The sequence below is a fragment of the Microvirga lotononidis genome (genome assembly GCF_034627025.1).
Lineage (GTDB): Bacteria > Pseudomonadota > Alphaproteobacteria > Rhizobiales > Beijerinckiaceae > Microvirga > Microvirga lotononidis.
The window spans coordinates 843,736-858,489 of sequence record NZ_CP141049.1; the positions used below are offsets into that span (position 1 = coordinate 843,736).

A 14,754-nucleotide genomic window follows, 5' to 3' on the forward strand; every position below is an offset into this window, starting at 1 on the left:
CGAATGGGATATCGCAACTCAACGCTGTACACGCTGAAATACGTGGCTGACATGCTCGGCGAAGACGAGGACGTCCTGCACGAGTGCTCGATCGAAATGTTCCCGGAAGACGGCCGCCTCAGTGCCTACGACAACTACCCAGCCTCCGAATTGACCGAGCACATTGTCCTCTTCACCGAGGATGGCATCGAGAACCTCAAGTACATCATCGAGGCTCGCAGGACCGTCGCATCACAAAAAGCCGCCCCTTAAACCTGCACCAACGTTAGCCACGATCCCATCGACGCGCGAGGCCTGATCCTGCGGTCTTCCTCGGATGCGTACTTTGAACCCGCGCGAACTGCGCCTTGTTCGCTACTGGGCCGAGGGTGGTCAATAGCGAGCGCGGTTCTCCCACCACAAGTTCCTCGGCGATGCTCTTGGCGATCGCGGCCGCTTCCGGTTGTCGATGCGCAGGGACGAGCAGGCGGGTTGGCGCGTCGCAGGACTGGCCACTGTTGGCGAAGCAGGCATAGGCCCCATGTCTCACAGCTGTCGCGAAACTTGCATCGTCGAGAAGGATGTTGGGGGACTTGCCACCCAACTCCTGATGAACCCGCTTGAGGGTGTCAGCTGCGGCTTTGGCCACAACGATCCCAGTGTGGGTTGAGCCGGTGAAGGAAACCATATCAACGTCAGGATGAGACACAAGTGCCTGACCGACAGTGGGTCCGTCGCACTGGATGAGGTTGAACACGCCCGGTGGCACGCCGGCCTCATGCAGGATTTCTGCGAAGATCGATGCCGAGGCGGGTGCGAGCTCACTGGGCTTCAGGATCATCGTGCAGCCGGCAGCAAGCGCTGGGCCAACCTTGCAGGCGATCTGCAGAAGGGGCCAGTTCCACGGGGTGATCAGTCCACAGACCCCGATGGGCTCCCGCGTGATCAGGGTCGAGCCCAGCACTGTGTCGAACTGATAGGTTTCCAGCGATTTGATGCTCTGCTGCAGATGAATGAGCCCAGCCGGCACCTGCCGCTCGCGGGCAAGGGTGAGGGGAGCCCCCATCTCCAGCAAGGCCGCTTCGACAAGATCGTCGGTGCGTCGCCGGTAGCGGTCGACGATGGCTCGCAGGAGATCCAGCCGCTCCCGTCGTGTGGTTTGGGCGTACGCCCCGAAGGCCTGCCGGGCTGCGGCAATGGCGCGGTTCACATCACCGACATCACTCGGTGCGAAGGTTGCGAAGACTGCCTCGGTGGCAGGGTTGATGAGGTCGACAAGCCGCGGGGTCTCAGGTGAGACCCACCGTCCATCGATATAAAGATGGTGGAGATGTTGCACCGACCTGCGCCCCTTGCTTCGTTGTCAGCGACAATCTCAGTCGTTCGAGCCAAATCGAGGACCCACACCACAGCGCCCCTTTCGCGAGGTTTGAGCGGATTGTTCCTGAAACCGGACGACATTACTCTCTTCACCATGCGACACCGCGCCGTCAAGAACCCGCGGAAAATGTTGGTTAGACCGCGCGACAGCTCGCTGGATCCGCTTTCTTGTTGGTTGGGCCAAGACACACCTTGGATCGACTCTGGTACCGGGGCCTGTGGCACCTTGAGTGAGGAGCAGATGTTACGCTGCAACTCCCTGCTAGGCCGACCGATGTGAACCCGGTCACCCGCCCTGCTGGCACAGTTCCGTAGAGAATACTGGTAATGGTGCTGCCCTTGGGAAGAGAGCTGCAACCCATGTCTCGTGCCCGGGCGACCGTGTTGACACTCGCTCCGATGTAGTCCTTGATGCTCTGGCGCCAACGGGTGAGCGCATCAACGATGCCTCTCGTCCGTCTGCCGTACATTCATCGGCACGCAAGCCGATCCGGTCAAAACAAGGAGCCCACGTGAAGACCCTCGTCGTCTGTTCCGGCGAATTGGACTCCGTCACCCTCGCCCACAAGGTTGCGGCTGAGCAATCCCTCACCCGCCTCGGTGTGCCGCTTGTTGGATGAGGTCAGCACGCCAAGAACGCCAACCTTGATCCGATTTTCGACTGCTGATGTCATGCGACACCCGATCCATCTTGAACATCTTGGCAGCCTTGACGCATTCACCTGCGCGCGGGCATTGTCGCAACTGCCCGATCTGCTGTTCCTGGATAGCGCTCTGCGCCACCCTGTGCTCGGACGCTACTCCTTCGTCGCCGCAGACCCTTTCGGCCGGTTTGCCGTGCGGGGTGGACGAGCACTCTGGAACGGCGATCCCTTAGCTCAACCGCCGCTATCCGCACTGCGCTCTCTCTTAGACCGGTACCGCCAATCGAGAATGGAAAGCCTGCCGCCATTCCAAGGCGGTGCAGCAGGTTATCTCGCGTATGATTTTCGGCACACTCTCGAGAGGCTCACACCGGCGCCGACCGACGTCCCATGCCCTGAAGCCGTGCTCCCATTCTACGATGTCGTCGTGAGCTTCGATCACCGGAGTGGCGACGCGTGGCTTGTTTCAACGGGCTGGCCAGAGCAGGACCCAGACAAGCGCCAGAAGCGGGCCGCAGCTCGCGCTCAGCAATTCCGGAGGCTTCTCGGCCATGGACCGCGCCAGCTCCGTGACTGCAGGCTCGCAAGCCCATGGACGTCGAACTTCTCGGCCAGCGGCTACAGGAAGGCCGTTAAGGCCGTGATCGACTCCATATTGGCCGGAGACATCTTCCAGGCGAACATTGCCCAGCGCTTTACCGCTTGCGTTTCCGATGACTTCGACGCGCTTGCCTTCTACGGCCAGCTCCGCCGCGTGAATCCTGCGACCTTTGGCGCTTTTCTCAGCTTCGACGAGAGCACGATTGCCTCGAGCTCGCCTGAGCGCTTTCTGAAGGTTGATCAGGGCTGCGTCGAAACACGCCCGATCAAAGGCACAGTTGCACGCTCCTCCGATCAGCAGCGCGACGGGAACTTGGCTGAGACGCTGCTGCGCTCCGACAAGGATCGGGCCGAGAACCTCATGATCGTCGATCTCTTGCGCAATGACCTGTCGCGGGTGTGCAAACCACACACCGTGCGAACCCCCGTGCTGTGCAATCTGGAAAGCTATGCGGCGGTCCACCATCTCGTCTCGGTCGTCGAGGGCCAACTCCAGCCAGGCGTTAGGGCTTGGCAGGCAACAACCTGCCCAAATGGGCAACTGGTGCGTTGTTGGAACAAGGACCATCCGTTCTGAACGGAGCTGCCGATGTCGCTACCCTCCCTTCACCCATGTGGATGCCCCAAGTGTCACTCGCGCAAGCCCCATCCGGACCGCATGCTTCATCGGCAGATCAACCTGCTTGCCAGCCGGCTCGACGAACAGCAGCGCCGGTGGTTTATCGCGTTTGAGGCGATGCGGATCGGCTGGGGCGGCACTCAGCGGCTTGCCCAGATCACGGGCTTGAGCCCCCATACCATCCGGCGCGGCCGTCGCGAACTCGAGGCCGGGCTTGTTGACCGCCCCACCGAGCGCGTGCGGGTCGCCGGTGGTGGCCGTCCCACCCGAGAGGTCCAGGATCCTGAACTCCCACAGACCTTGGAGGAGTTGCTCGAAGGCGAGACAGCGGGTGACCCGATGGGTCGGCACGCCAAAGCCAAGCGGAGTTCTCTGCATCATCTGAGCCATGAGCTTGCCGTCGCAGGACACCCGGCCAGCCGCCCCACGGTGGCGCGCCTGCTGCGCCAATTGGGCTACTCGCCCAAAGCCAATGCACGGCGTACCGAGGCGCACAGCACGCCGCCTGAGCGCGATGCGCAATTCCAGCACATCGCCGAACAGCGCGCGCAGTTTGCAGCCACAGGTGAGCCGATCATCAGCGTGGATTCGAAAAAAAAAGGAATTGGTCGGTGACTTCAAGAACCCGGGCCAGACGTGGTGCCGGAGAGCCGAGCCGGTCTTGGTGCACGACTAGCCGCAGGATGCAGTCGGTCAGGCCATTCCTTACGGCATCTACGAGATCACAACCAACAGCGGCTATGTGTGCATCGGCGATTGCTTTGACACCCCGCGCTTTGCCGTTGAGGCGATCAGTGACTGGTGGGAGAGCGAAGGACAGAAGCGCTTTCCAGAAGCCGGGCGTCTCCTCGTCCTGGCCGATGCGGGCGGCTCGAACAGTTGCCGCTCCCGAGTTTGGAAAGCCCAGTTGCAAGAACAGCTCTGCGATGCCTGCGGGCTCGAGGTCACGGTGTGTCACTATCCCACCGGCTGCTCGAAGTGGAACCCAATTGAGCACCGGCTCTTCAGCTTCATCAGCTTGAACTGGGCTGGCGTGCCGCTGCGGACCTTTGCGACGATGGTCCGCTACATTGCCGGAACCGTCACGGCAGCCGGGCTGCGGGTGAATGCTCGCCTCAAGCGTGGTGGCAATGAGACCGGGGAGCGGGTCTCCGACGAGGTCATGCGTCGCCTCCACCTGAGGCCGCATGCCGTCTGTCCCGCATGGAATTACACGCTCTCGCCGCGAACTTGATAACCTGAATTGGCAAATAGTTGGCTGCCAAGCCCTTACGGCAACCGACGTGATCGCCGCCTGTTTCCCGGGCGGGTCGATCACGGGTGCGCCAAAAATCCGCGCCATGGAGATCATCACCCGGATCGAACGCTGTGCCCGGCAGGTCTATTGTGGCTCCATCGGCTACTTTGGCTTCGACGGGACAGCCGATACGAACATCGCGATTCGGACCATCATGCTGACGGACGGATCAGCCGTATTTCATGCGGGCAGTGGGATTACGGCGCTGTCCAACCCGCAGGCCGAGTACGAGGAAACCTTGGCGAAGGCCCAGCGCATTTTTGCAGCCTTTGAAGCATAGACGACGAGAATGATCTTGATCATTGACAACTATGACTCTTTCGTTTTCAACGTCGCACGGTACTTCTCTGAGCTGGGCGAGACGGTGAAGGTGGTCCGCAACGACGCGATCGACGTCGGCGCAGTTCGAGGCCTATCGCCGAGAGCCGTCGTGCTCTCGCCCGGGCCATGCTCTCCATTGGAAGCCGGCGTGTCCTGCGAGATCGTCCGGCATCTGTCGGGATTGCTCCCGCTTCTGGGGATTTGCCTTGGTCATCAATGCATCGGACAGGTCTTCGGGTGGCGGGTCACGCGGGCGCACAACCCCATGCATGGGCGCTCCTCCGCGATCAGCCACAGCGGTCAGGGTATTTTCAACAGCCTGCCCAATCCGTTAAAGGCGGGGCGTTATCATTCGCTGATTGTCGAGGAGGATCGGAGCTCGACGGAGTTGGAGGTGACCGCACGCTCGGAGGACGGCGAGATCATGGCCCTGCAGCATCGACGCCATCCCACCTATGGCGTGCAGTTTCATCCGGAGTCCATCCTGACCGAGCACGGACACACGCTGCTGTCCAACTTCCTCGATATCGCGGCGAAAGCCAAGGAGAGGCGCCATGCTGTGGTTTGATGGGGCGGTCTCGAATGATCCGCGAACCGGTTTCGATTTGCGCGACCGAGGGCTTCTGCTGGGCGACGGCTTGTTCGAAACGCTGGCTGTTGCGAATGGCCGAGCCTTCATGCTTGACGCGCATCTCGATCGTCTTCTCGCCGGTGCGGCCGCATTGAACATCCCAGTGGATCGGGAGGCTCTGCGACGGCCGGTTGAGGATCTGACTGCCGCTCTCCCCGAAGGGGGCATCATTCGCCTGACCCTGACCCGAGGCGCGGGACCCCGCGGCTTACGACTTCCGATACACCAACAGCCCACCGTCTTTGCGGCTGCGTCCGCACCATGGTCGCCAAATCCGACGGCAGCGGAGGTGCGCTTGGCGACGGCACGGATTCGGCGCAATTCTTCTTCGCCTACATCACGATACAAAACGCTCGCCTATCTCGATAATGTCCTCGCCGTACAGGAAGCGTTGGACCAAGGCGCTGACGACGCGCTCCTCCTGGCGGTTGGCGGGCAGGTGGCCTGCACCAGCGCCGGAAACATTTTTATCATCGAGGGTGAGAGGCTCCTCACCCCATCCCTCGACAATGGAGTGTTGCCTGGAATCACCCGCGCCCTTGTTCTCAATGTCTTGGCACCCGAACTCGGTCTGATCCCACAAGAAGTGAACCTTCCAAAGGACAGTCTCTTTCAAGCCGATGCCGTGCTTCTGAGTAAGCATCCGAGGAGCCGCGCGGACTTTGAGCGTCGCGCGTCATCCGGTTTGTCGTATGATGGTGGATGTTCAGGCGGCCCGCTGTGGCGCCGGGCTTTCGCCTTGGCGCAACCTCTTCCATTCCCATGGTAGCATTTCATGGAGGCGTGAGACCGGCAGGTTGGCGATCCGAGCAAGGATATCGGCGAGCCATGCCTTCGGGTCGACATCGTTGAGACGGGCCGTCATGGTGAGCGTGAGCATGATGGCGGCCCGGTCGGCGCCGCGATCGGAACCGGCGAAGAGCCAGGATTTTCTGCCGCAGGCCACACCGCGTAACGCCCTCTCGGCCGCGTTGTTCGTGAGACAAATTCTGCCATCGTCGACAAAGCGGGAGAAGTCGGCCCAGCGCGAGAGCATGTAGTTGATCGGCTCGATCACCGGGGAGGATCGCGACAGATGACCCTGCTCCTGGCGCAGCCATGCTTCCATCGCGTCCAGCAGCGGCTTGCTCTTCTCCTGCCGCACGGCGCGCCGCTCCGTCGCACTCCGGCCGTTGATCTCGCGCTCGATGGCAAACAGCGCATCGATGCGCCTGACCGCCTCCAGCGCAGTCGGCGAGGCCGGCCTGGCGTTCCGGCCGCGCCGGGGATGGCGGGCGACATCGACCAGTTCGAAGAATTTCCTGCGGGCATGTGCGAAGCAGAAAGCGGCCGTGATCGGCGTTTGATTCTTCGTCGGGTCGAACAGCGGATTGAAGCCGTTGTAGCAATCAGCCTGAAGCACGCCGCCGAAGCCGGCCAGGTGTTTCTGCGGATGCTCGCCGCGCCGATCGCGGGAGGCGTAATAGACCGCGGCCGGCGGTGCAGGCCCGCCAAACGGCTGGTCGTCCCGCACGTAAGTCCAGATCCGTCCGGTCGTGCACTGGCCCTTGGCCAGGATCGGGATCGTGGTATCGTCGCCATGCAGCCGAACGGCGGCGAACACATGGGCTTCGATCAGGTCGAAGACCGGCTGGAGCGCGGCGCTGACATGGCCGACCTGATCGGCCAGGGTCTGGGTCGACAGCGCGATGCCCTCGCATTGGAAGCGCGTGCTCTGGCGGTTCAGAGGGATATGCTGTCCGAACTTGTCGAACACGATCGTCGCCAGCAGATTGGGGCCGAGAAAGCCGCGTGGCGTGGCATGGAATGGCGCCGGTGCCTGGCTGATTGCCTCGCAATCCCGGCACGTGAACTTCTCCCGCACCGTCTCGATCACCTTGAAGCGGCGCGGGATCTCCTCGAGCGTCTCCGTCACGTCCTCGCCCAGCTTCGCCAGTCGTGCGCTGCCGCAGCATCCGCAGACCGTCGGCGCCTCCACCACGATGCGCTCGCGCTCAATGTCTTCCGGAAAGGGTTTGCGCACCGGCCTCTTGCGGGTGAAGGCGCGCACGGTCTGCGCTTTCGCCGCCGCAGCCTCAGCGGCCAGTTCATCCTCAGTCGCCGCTATCACCAGCTCTTCGAGCTGCAATTCCAGCTGGTCGATCAGCCGTTGGGTGCGCTCACGACGTGGGCCATGCTTCTCGCGCTCGAGTTTGCCGATCTGCAGCTGCAGATACGCGATCAGCGCTTCGGTGCTGGACAGCCTCGCCCTCGCATGGGCGGCATCCGCGACCGCAGCATCCCGCTCGGCCTCGCTGCGCAGCCGTGCCTCGCGTTCTGCCAGCAGCGCGGCCTGGGCGCTGGCAAGATCCGAAGGCAGCGAGAACGGTGCCGATGACATGGCACCATTGAATCAGATTGCCCAGCAACTTCAATGGCAAAACCGGCTCACACCCGGGTCGAACGCCAGGTTTCCTGGGGATTGCGCCAGTCGATTCCGGACAGAAGATAAGACAGCTGCGCCGGTGAGATCGCAACAGCGCCCCCTTCCACGCTCGGCCAGATGAACCGACCTCTTTCCAATTTCCGCGTGAACAGGCAGGCTCCCTGGCCGTCATGCCAAATCACTTTGATCAGATCACCTTTGCGTCCGCGGAAGCAAAATAAGTGGCCCGCCAAAGGATCATGCTTCAAAATCTCCTGCACCCGAAGCGCCAGGGTCGGAAAGCCACACCGCATGTCGGTATGCCCGGTTGCCAGCCAGACCTTGACGCTCGAGCCCATCGGAAAGAGGTTCATCGCAGCGCCTCGAGGCCCCGGATGATCCGCAGCAGCGCCTCGATGTCGACATCCCGGTCGACGATCACATGCCGCCCGTTGGCCGTGACAATCTCCATCCGACCGAGGCCGCAGGGAGGATGCGGCACCGGCGCATTCGGCACGGAAGACTCCAAGGGCGCGTGAGCGTCCGGCACGACCAGGGCGGGCACAAACCCATCCCAGGAACCAGCGCCGAGCCGTCCTTCTCTGTGAGCCTTGCGCCAGCTGTTCAACTGAAAGCGGGTGATCCCGTGCCGGCGCGCCGTGGCTGAGACCTGCTTCGGCTCGCGATAGCTCTCGGCCACAATTGCCAGCTTTGCTTCATCGCTGAAACGGCGGCGACGACCAGTGTCGACCACGTCCAGGCGGCTGACCGGCCCATGCTCCCTGATAATGTCCATGGCTATAGCACCGTCCATATCGACGTCGATAGAGCCAGTGCTCTTCCAAATGCCCCAGTCCCACAAGGCGGCCCAGCTCGGATGCGTACGCTTCTGACCAACTCTGTCGCGCTCGTGGCACACGTGACGGAACTCGACGGCAAGCCGCTCTCTCGCCACAGGCGGAAAACAGTCGAGCATATCCGCGCCAATCTCCTCGCCTTGATGAATTAGCAACGGTTTGTGAGATTGGCCGGACGTTGGAAATTGGCGGCAGCAGCCGTGCACTCAGCTAGGCCAGCTTCGTGATGTCACTGCAATTCAAGTCAGCGAGGATGTCGGCAATCATTTTCCGACCGAGCTGCAGATCGGGTGCGATCTCGGCCAGCGGCACCAGAACGAAGGCGCGCTCCGCCAGATACGGATGGGGAAGCGTCAGGCTGGGGGTGTTCACCTCAAGATCATCGTAGGTGAGAATATCGACGTCGATCACCCGAGGTCCCCACTTGACCTCGCGAACCCGCCCCAACTCCTGCTCCACCCGAAGGCACAGGGCCAGGAGGTCATGCGGCGCGAGCTCGGTTTCAGCAACGGCGCAGGCATTCACAAACCAGTCCTGAGCAACAGGTCCCCACGGCTCTGTGCGATAGTCTGCAGAGCGGGTGAGAATTCTTGCCCCACCCGCGTCAAGAGCTGACAGCACCTTGGCGATATTGCCGCGCTTGTCGCCGAGATTGCTGCCGAGGCTGAGCGTGACCCTAGCCATCGCGCGACCGCCTGATCTCGACGCTCACACCATCGAGGATGAACGGAATCGGCGCCTCAGGCTTCTCGACCCGGACCGTCACGGCCGCCACCGGCGGGAAGTCGTCGAGCACGCTGGTGGCGATCACCTCGGCAAGGCCCTCAATGGTATGGAAGCGACGCGTCGTGCCGATCTCGTGAACGAGCTTGGCCAAGCTCGCGTAGCAGACGGTCTGTCGGTAATCATCGGCCTGCCCGGCCGGCTTCAGGTCGAGCGAGCAGATCACGCTGACGTAAAACCGCTGTCCCAGACGGGCCTCTTCGGCATGAACGCCATGATGGGCGTACAGCGCCAGACGGGAGACTGTGATCGTGTCGCTCACGGCAGGGTCCTCAGCAAGATATCGGCCACGCGGCAGGCCTCGACGTGAGCCTTGACGTCATGGACGCGAACGATGTCGGCACCCCGGCTCACGGCGGCCAGATGCGCTCCCAAGGTGCCAAAGAGCCGGTCTCGTGGGGGGACTTGCGGATCGTAAAAGCGGCCCAGGACCGATTTGCGGGAGGCTCCCACGAGCACGGGGAAGCCCAGTGTCTTCAGCTCCGGCAGGCGGCGCAGCGCCTCCAGGTTCTGGTCGGCCGTCTTGCCGAAGCCAATGCCGGGATCAAGGATCAAACGTGCATCCGGAATGCCGGCTTGGCGGGCGTGAGTAAGGGAATGCTCAAAGAAATGCAGCATGTCGGCCATGATGTCGAGCGAAGCATCGACCTCTGCGCGATTGTGCATCACGATTGCGAAAGCATCATGTTCCGCCACGACTGCCGGCATGTCGGGATCGCGCTGGAATCCCCAGATGTCGTTGACGATCCTCGCTCCCGCCCTAAGGGCAGCCTGGGCTGTCAACGCCCGATAGGTGTCGATGGAGATCGGCACATTCAGGATCTGCGCAAGCTCACGAATAATCGGGATGACGCGCCGCTGCTCCTCATCGGCCCCCACGGGCATATGCCCCGGCCGCGTGGACTCCCCGCCGACATCAATGATGTCAGCGCCCGCCTGCTCCATGTCATGGGCATGTGCAACGGCAACGGCAGGGTCCCGGAAAAGGCCGCCGTCGGAGAACGAGTCGGGCGTGACGTTCAGGACACCCATGATCAAGGTGCGTGTGCCGAGTTCTTTCAGGATCGCTGTCATGGCTCACTTCAGATCAGGACGGGTCTCCTTCTGTCGCGGTTTGCGCCAGAAGTCGAGCTTTGGTTGATAGGAGGGCCAAGAGGCACTGCTCGAAGCCAGCCGCAATTTCAGTCCACCCTCGGCTTCGGTGCTTGAGCAGATCAGGCTACTCTATCCCTCCTGCTGACAAGCCATGGCGGCTCTGAGGAAGCGTGTGATGGAATGCATTCTTATTGACACCTGCATGTCTATTATCGTTTATGCCGCGCAGAACCGGTTGGGTGAGCGCTTGGTAGAGCCGCGCGTTCACAGGTCCATCCACTTCACGTTCATCGGCACGTGAGCCGATCCGGTCGCAGCCTACCCGGTCAAAACAAGGAGCTCTGGTGAACACCTTCGTCATCTGTTCCGGCGGATTGGACTCCGTCACGCTCGCGCACAAATCCGCCGCAGAGCGAACCCTCACGCGCCTCAGCTTGTCTCACGCCATCGTCGGTATCTCCACCGTAGGACGCCTCCCGACCAGATCGGCGCCGACTATAGGTGCAGCGTAAATGAGCTACGCCGTCAAAGAGATCTTCCTGACGCTTCAGGGCGAAGGCGCCCAAGCCGGACGAACCGCCGTCTTCTGCCGCTTTGCCGGGTGCAATCTCTGGTCAGGACGAGAGAGCGACAGGGCCGCGGCGGCTCGCCGGTTCTGCGACACGGACTTCGTGGGCACCGACGGGACCTTCGGCGGACGCCATGCCACCGCCGCCGACCTGTGCGACCGCATTGAGGAGCAATGGGGCCCTGGGACTGATCACCGGCTTGTGGTGCTGACAGGCGGAGAACCGCTGCTCCAGGTCGATTCCGCTCTCATCGATGAACTGCACCGCCGCTCCTTCACGATCGCAGTCGAAACAAACGGCACCATTGAGCCCCCACCGGGGCTCGACTGGATTTGCGTCAGCCCGAAAGGAAGCGCCGACCTCAAGATCCGGGCCGGCCATGAGCTGAAGCTGGTCTATCCGCAAGAGGATGCCCCGCCCGAGCGGTTTGCCTCGTTAGCCTTCGAGCGGTTCTCGCTTCAGCCGATGGATGGACCGGATCAGGTCGCGAACACGGCGCTGGCCGTCGAATATTGCCTGGCTCACCCGCAATGGCGGTTGAGCCTCCAAGCCCATAAGTACTTAGGAATCCGCTGATGTGGGAACTCACCAAGTCGTTTAACTTCGAAGCCGCCCATACGCTGACCGGCACCACGCTCGGACCTGCCAGCGAGGAGATCCATGGCCATTCCTTCCGGGCCGAGGTCGCCGTGCGCGGACTGCCCGATCCCGAAACGGGCATGCTGATTGATCTTGGCCTGCTCGAGGGCAAGCTCGCAGAGATGCGCCGGACGCTCGATCACAAGTTCCTCAACCGCATCGAGGGGCTGGAGCGGCCGACTTTGGAGAACATCACCCGGTTCATTTTCGAGCGGGTCCAGCCTATCGGACCGATCGCCAGGGTGACGATCTACCGCGATAGCTGCGGCGAAACCTGCACCTACTATGCGCCGGCTGACCATGAACGCCGCTGAGTCCTCCGCTCTCGTGGTCTTTTCGGGCGGACAGGACTCGACTACCTGTCTGGCCTGGGCGCTGTCGCGCTACGAGCGGGTCGGGACCATCGGATTCTCGTATGGTCAACGCCACGCCGTCGAAATGGACTGTCGGGAGCCAATCCGGCAGGCGCTTGCCAGTCTGTCGCCGCTCTGGGCCAGCCGCCTCGGACCGGACCGGGTGATCCCGCTCGACGTGCTGGGCGAGGTGAGTGTGAGCGCGTTGACGGCGGACCTGCCAGTGGCCAGCAGCCGGGCGGATGGCCTGCCGGCGACCTTCGTGCCCGGGCGCAATCTGGTGTTTCTCACCTTTGCGGCGATCGTCGCCTTCCAGCGCGGCCTCAAGCGCGTGGTGACGGGCGTCTGTGAGACGGACTTCAGCGGCTATCCCGATTGCCGCGACGACACGATCAAGGCGCTCCAGACCGCGCTCAACCTCGGCATGAGCGCGCGGCTGGTGCTCGAGACGCCGCTGATGTGGATCGACAAGGCCGAAACCTGGGCCTTGGCCGAGACCTTGGGCGGGGACGCGCTCGTCGAACTGATCGTGCAGGAGACGCATACCTGCTACAACGGGGATCGCGGCATCCGGCACGACTGGGGCTTTGGTTGTGGCGAGTGCGACGCCTGTCGGTTGCGGTCAGCGGGATGGCAGCGTTACACCCAAGTGCGGAGCTGACGAGTCTGGAGCTGAATCATGAGGAGGATTATGGGGAGGCATGTGATGCCGTGTGCCCCATCTCGACGGTTCCATTGGAGACCGTATCAAGCACCGCAACCGGCGGCACGATCTCGCCTGTAGCAAAAAGGTGGATCTGAAGTCGGCCGCCGCTCATCGCATTGATGCGCTCGGTGATCGGGTGCGCAGAGATTCCGAGGCCGGTGCGGTTCTTTGGTCACGAGGTGAACCATGCGCTAGCGCAGGGGCTGAGCGCGAACGACAGTCAGGGCGGCAAGAGCCGAGGCACCAATGCCAAGCGCCGCACGGCGTGATGCTTAGGACCGCTTGGCATGGAAGTGATGCACGGGTCCGTGCCCGCGCCCGATCTGGAGTTGGTCGGAAGCACCGATGGCGGCACTGATGAAGCTCTTCCCGGCTTCAACTGCATCATTGAGCGACAGGCCTTTGGCAAGCCCGGCTGCAATGGCCGAGGACAGGGTGCAGCCGGTGCCATGCGTGTTGCGCGTGGTGATGCGAGACGCCGCAAAGCGCCATATGCCCTGCTGATCCATGAGAATGTCGGTGCTCTCCAGTCCCATGCCGTGGCCGCCTTTTACCAGGACGGCTCTAGGGCCTAGCGCCAGGATGCGCTTGGCCTGGCGGCACATGGACTGCTCGTCCTGAGCCGACGGCTCGTCGAGGAGCGCCGCAGCCTCCGGAAGATTTGGCGTGACGAGCAGCGCCATGGGGAGCAACACGCGGCGCAGCGCGTCAATGGCCCTCGGCACGAGCAAGCGATCGCCACTTGCCGCCACCATCACGGGATCGAGTACGATCCGCGCCGCCCTGTAACGCACAAGCCCTTCCGCCACAGCGTCGACGACAGCAGGTTGTGACAGCATGCCGACCTTCACCGCGTTGACGGTGAGATCGGAAAAGACGCTGTCGATCTGCTGTGTGACGAACTGAGGAGGAACATCGTGAATGCTCTGAACACCAGTCGTGTTCTGGGCTGTGAGCGCGGTGATCACGCTCGCACCATAGACGCCGAGGGCCGAGAAGGTCTTGAGGTCTGCCTGGATGCCGGCGCCACCGCCTGAATCCGAGCCCGCGATCGTGACGGCGATGGTGGTCATGCCAGAACACCCCGCGATATCAGACCCTGATCCGCCCTATGCCGTAGCCGGCGCTTCAAGTGGCTGCCATGCAGGAAACCAAGTGCTGCGCCGAGGGTGGTTCTGGCGCATCCCGTGGCATTCACTCGGATCATCAGCGGATGACTGTTCTCGACGCGAATGATGGGGACGCGATCCGTCATCCAGCCCACCGCGCCAATCAGGGCCGCGATAGTATCGTGAGCCTTCGCGAAGGCCTGCACCGTTTCAGGTGTCGCGTCCTCTCCCGCGAGAGCCGAAAGCTCGCCTGCATCGGAGCGCAGGACATGCGACCTGCCCGTAAGGCCGGAGTGAGCAGATTCCAGGCGGGGTGGGGAGGCTTCGATAAAGTCGGAATTGAGGATCCAGGGCTTGGCGTGCGCGCGATCAGCCGCGATAGCCTTCGGGACCGCTGCACGACGCTTGCTGTCGAGCCTGCCGAGATTGGCGAGCAGCGCGGGGATCAGTGAGCGAATGCCGCCTGCGTCCAGCAAAAAGTAAAACGTAAAGGTTCGCGCCGCAGCATTGGTGATCGCATGGACGCGTGTGCGCTGACCGCGAAGGCGGCTGAGCAGATGCCCGGCCACTTCTCGAAGACAAAAAGCATCCGATCCAAACGCTGGTGTACTCGCCATCTCGCAATCCCTCCGCCAGCATAATCCGGATCAGGTTCGATGGGTTGATCGAGAAGACCTCTCAGCCCGAGCGGGCACCCCAAGGAGATGCTGCCGTGATAATTCCTTGGTTCTCCTTTTGCAAGAACCAATCTGTTCAGCTCTTGACAGC

At 62.4% G+C, this 14,754-nt stretch carries 19 protein-coding genes, 3 pseudogenes and 1 riboswitch; of the genes and pseudogenes, 12 read left to right on the forward strand and 10 right to left on the reverse strand.

Features of this window, described 5'->3' with window-relative positions:
• Nucleotides 1-3 precede the first annotated feature (3 nt).
• The gene (locus U0023_RS27705) at nucleotides 4-252 is read left to right on the forward strand and encodes a hypothetical protein (RefSeq protein ID WP_009489009.1); all 249 of its coding nucleotides are present in this window, start codon (nucleotides 4-6) and stop codon (nucleotides 250-252) included.
• A gap of 13 nt (nucleotides 253-265) precedes the next feature.
• Here the strand turns inward: U0023_RS27705 and U0023_RS27710 are convergent, their stop codons facing one another.
• On the reverse strand, nucleotides 266-1,318 hold the full coding sequence (locus tag U0023_RS27710) for an aldehyde dehydrogenase family protein (RefSeq protein ID WP_009489010.1): 1,053 nt from the start codon (nucleotides 1,316-1,318) through the stop codon (nucleotides 266-268).
• 553 nt (nucleotides 1,319-1,871) lie between these two features.
• Between U0023_RS27710 and U0023_RS27715 the strand changes: the two are divergent.
• The 7 genes and pseudogenes from U0023_RS27715 to U0023_RS27745 all read left to right on the forward strand — a co-directional run.
• A pseudogene (locus U0023_RS27715) lies at nucleotides 1,872-1,958 on the forward strand (7-cyano-7-deazaguanine synthase QueC); the annotation flags it as partial.
• A gap of 10 nt (nucleotides 1,959-1,968) precedes the next feature.
• Nucleotides 1,969-3,180 (forward strand): anthranilate synthase component I family protein, encoded by a 1,212-nt coding sequence (locus U0023_RS27720; RefSeq protein WP_154660884.1) that lies wholly within the window; start codon nucleotides 1,969-1,971, stop codon nucleotides 3,178-3,180.
• Between the two features lie 81 nt (nucleotides 3,181-3,261).
• Nucleotides 3,262-3,837 carry an ISAzo13-like element transposase-related protein gene (locus U0023_RS27725; RefSeq protein ID WP_052600416.1) on the forward strand — a complete coding sequence of 192 codons (576 nt, stop codon included), beginning with the start codon at nucleotides 3,262-3,264 and terminating at the stop codon, nucleotides 3,835-3,837.
• Nucleotides 3,838-3,943: 106 nt separating this feature from the next.
• Nucleotides 3,944-4,456 carry an ISAzo13 family transposase gene (locus U0023_RS27730; RefSeq protein WP_322883866.1) on the forward strand — a complete coding sequence of 171 codons (513 nt, stop codon included), beginning with the start codon at nucleotides 3,944-3,946 and terminating at the stop codon, nucleotides 4,454-4,456.
• A 55-nt stretch (nucleotides 4,457-4,511) separates the two neighbouring features.
• Nucleotides 4,512-4,799 (forward strand): annotated as a pseudogene (locus tag U0023_RS27735) (chorismate-binding protein); the annotation flags it as partial.
• A 9-nt stretch (nucleotides 4,800-4,808) separates the two neighbouring features.
• Nucleotides 4,809-5,408: an anthranilate synthase component II gene (locus tag U0023_RS27740; RefSeq protein ID WP_009489045.1), complete on the forward strand. Its 600-nt coding sequence runs from the start codon at nucleotides 4,809-4,811 to the stop codon at nucleotides 5,406-5,408.
• Nucleotides 5,395-6,240, forward strand: coding sequence for an aminotransferase class IV (locus U0023_RS27745; protein WP_009489046.1), 846 nt, complete (start codon nucleotides 5,395-5,397; stop codon nucleotides 6,238-6,240). Before U0023_RS27740 ends, U0023_RS27745 begins: the two co-directional genes overlap by 14 nt.
• Here the strand turns inward: U0023_RS27745 and tnpC are convergent.
• From tnpC to folP, 6 genes are all read right to left on the reverse strand, one after another.
• Nucleotides 6,178-7,851, reverse strand: a complete 1,674-nt coding sequence (tnpC, locus tag U0023_RS27750; protein ID WP_009489047.1) for an IS66 family transposase — start codon at nucleotides 7,849-7,851, stop codon at nucleotides 6,178-6,180. The two genes, U0023_RS27745 and tnpC, sit on opposite strands and share 63 nt — an antisense overlap.
• Nucleotides 7,852-7,898: 47 nt before the next feature.
• Entirely contained in the window at nucleotides 7,899-8,249 is a 351-nt protein-coding gene (gene tnpB / locus U0023_RS27755) for an IS66 family insertion sequence element accessory protein TnpB (protein WP_009489048.1), read from the reverse strand.
• Nucleotides 8,246-8,671: an IS66-like element accessory protein TnpA gene (tnpA, locus tag U0023_RS27760; RefSeq protein ID WP_040637820.1), complete on the reverse strand. Its 426-nt coding sequence runs from the start codon at nucleotides 8,669-8,671 to the stop codon at nucleotides 8,246-8,248. Before tnpA ends, tnpB begins: the two co-directional genes overlap by 4 nt.
• A 271-nt stretch (nucleotides 8,672-8,942) precedes the next feature.
• Nucleotides 8,943-9,416, reverse strand: coding sequence for a 2-amino-4-hydroxy-6-hydroxymethyldihydropteridine diphosphokinase (folK, locus tag U0023_RS27765; RefSeq protein ID WP_009489050.1), 474 nt, complete (start codon nucleotides 9,414-9,416; stop codon nucleotides 8,943-8,945).
• Nucleotides 9,409-9,777, reverse strand: coding sequence for a dihydroneopterin aldolase (gene folB / locus U0023_RS27770; RefSeq protein ID WP_009489051.1), 369 nt, complete (start codon nucleotides 9,775-9,777; stop codon nucleotides 9,409-9,411). Before folB ends, folK begins: the two co-directional genes overlap by 8 nt.
• Complete coding sequence (gene folP, locus U0023_RS27775) at nucleotides 9,774-10,589, reverse strand: dihydropteroate synthase (RefSeq protein ID WP_009489052.1); 816 nt, start codon at nucleotides 10,587-10,589, stop codon at nucleotides 9,774-9,776. The genes folB and folP overlap by 4 nt, the downstream gene beginning before the upstream one ends.
• Nucleotides 10,590-10,954: 365 nt before the next feature.
• On the opposite strand from folP, the pseudogene U0023_RS27780 reads away from it, so the two are divergent.
• The 4 genes and pseudogenes from U0023_RS27780 to queC form a co-directional block, all read left to right on the forward strand.
• Nucleotides 10,955-11,107, forward strand: a pseudogene (locus tag U0023_RS27780) (7-cyano-7-deazaguanine synthase QueC); the annotation flags it as partial.
• Nucleotides 11,108-11,122: 15 nt separating this feature from the next.
• Nucleotides 11,123-11,755, forward strand: a complete 633-nt coding sequence (gene queE / locus U0023_RS27785) for a 7-carboxy-7-deazaguanine synthase (protein ID WP_009489054.1) — start codon at nucleotides 11,123-11,125, stop codon at nucleotides 11,753-11,755.
• Nucleotides 11,755-12,132, forward strand: a complete 378-nt coding sequence (locus tag U0023_RS27790) for a 6-pyruvoyl trahydropterin synthase family protein (RefSeq protein WP_009489055.1) — start codon at nucleotides 11,755-11,757, stop codon at nucleotides 12,130-12,132. Before queE ends, U0023_RS27790 begins: the two co-directional genes overlap by 1 nt.
• A complete protein-coding gene (queC, locus tag U0023_RS27795; protein WP_009489056.1) occupies nucleotides 12,119-12,832 on the forward strand; it encodes a 7-cyano-7-deazaguanine synthase QueC in 714 nt (237 codons plus the stop codon). Before U0023_RS27790 ends, queC begins: the two co-directional genes overlap by 14 nt.
• Before the next feature lie 28 nt (nucleotides 12,833-12,860).
• Here queC and U0023_RS35715 read toward each other — a convergent pair whose 3' ends face one another.
• From U0023_RS35715 to U0023_RS27805, 3 genes are all read right to left on the reverse strand, one after another.
• Nucleotides 12,861-12,989: a hypothetical protein gene (locus U0023_RS35715; protein ID WP_154660885.1), complete on the reverse strand. Its 129-nt coding sequence runs from the start codon at nucleotides 12,987-12,989 to the stop codon at nucleotides 12,861-12,863.
• A 160-nt stretch (nucleotides 12,990-13,149) separates the two neighbouring features.
• A complete protein-coding gene (thiD, locus tag U0023_RS27800; RefSeq protein WP_009489057.1) occupies nucleotides 13,150-13,950 on the reverse strand; it encodes a bifunctional hydroxymethylpyrimidine kinase/phosphomethylpyrimidine kinase in 801 nt (266 codons plus the stop codon).
• Nucleotides 13,947-14,555 carry a hydroxyethylthiazole kinase gene (locus U0023_RS27805; protein ID WP_052600417.1) on the reverse strand — a complete coding sequence of 203 codons (609 nt, stop codon included), beginning with the start codon at nucleotides 14,553-14,555 and terminating at the stop codon, nucleotides 13,947-13,949. The genes thiD and U0023_RS27805 overlap by 4 nt, the downstream gene beginning before the upstream one ends.
• Nucleotides 14,556-14,593: 38 nt before the next feature.
• Nucleotides 14,594-14,695: riboswitch (TPP riboswitch) on the reverse strand.
• Nucleotides 14,696-14,754: the final 59 nt, after the last annotated feature.

Coding starts and splice junctions, on each gene's coding strand:
- U0023_RS27705 (WP_009489009.1), top strand. CDS start 4: ATGGGATATCGCAACTCAACGCTGTACACGCTGAAATACGTGGCTGAC.
- queE (WP_009489054.1), top strand. CDS start 11,123: ATGAGCTACGCCGTCAAAGAGATCTTCCTGACGCTTCAGGGCGAAGGC.
- folK (WP_009489050.1), bottom strand. CDS start 9,416: ATGGCTAGGGTCACGCTCAGCCTCGGCAGCAATCTCGGCGACAAGCGC.
- tnpA (WP_040637820.1), bottom strand. CDS start 8,671: ATGGACATTATCAGGGAGCATGGGCCGGTCAGCCGCCTGGACGTGGTC.
- folP (WP_009489052.1), bottom strand. CDS start 10,589: ATGACAGCGATCCTGAAAGAACTCGGCACACGCACCTTGATCATGGGT.
- U0023_RS27790 (WP_009489055.1), top strand. CDS start 11,755: ATGTGGGAACTCACCAAGTCGTTTAACTTCGAAGCCGCCCATACGCTG.
- tnpB (WP_009489048.1), bottom strand. CDS start 8,249: ATGAACCTCTTTCCGATGGGCTCGAGCGTCAAGGTCTGGCTGGCAACC.
- U0023_RS27740 (WP_009489045.1), top strand. CDS start 4,809: ATGATCTTGATCATTGACAACTATGACTCTTTCGTTTTCAACGTCGCA.
- U0023_RS35715 (WP_154660885.1), bottom strand. CDS start 12,989: ATGAGCGGCGGCCGACTTCAGATCCACCTTTTTGCTACAGGCGAGATC.
- tnpC (WP_009489047.1), bottom strand. CDS start 7,851: ATGTCATCGGCACCGTTCTCGCTGCCTTCGGATCTTGCCAGCGCCCAG.
- queC (WP_009489056.1), top strand. CDS start 12,119: ATGAACGCCGCTGAGTCCTCCGCTCTCGTGGTCTTTTCGGGCGGACAG.
- U0023_RS27745 (WP_009489046.1), top strand. CDS start 5,395: ATGCTGTGGTTTGATGGGGCGGTCTCGAATGATCCGCGAACCGGTTTC.
- thiD (WP_009489057.1), bottom strand. CDS start 13,950: ATGACCACCATCGCCGTCACGATCGCGGGCTCGGATTCAGGCGGTGGC.
- U0023_RS27725 (WP_052600416.1), top strand. CDS start 3,262: ATGCTTCATCGGCAGATCAACCTGCTTGCCAGCCGGCTCGACGAACAG.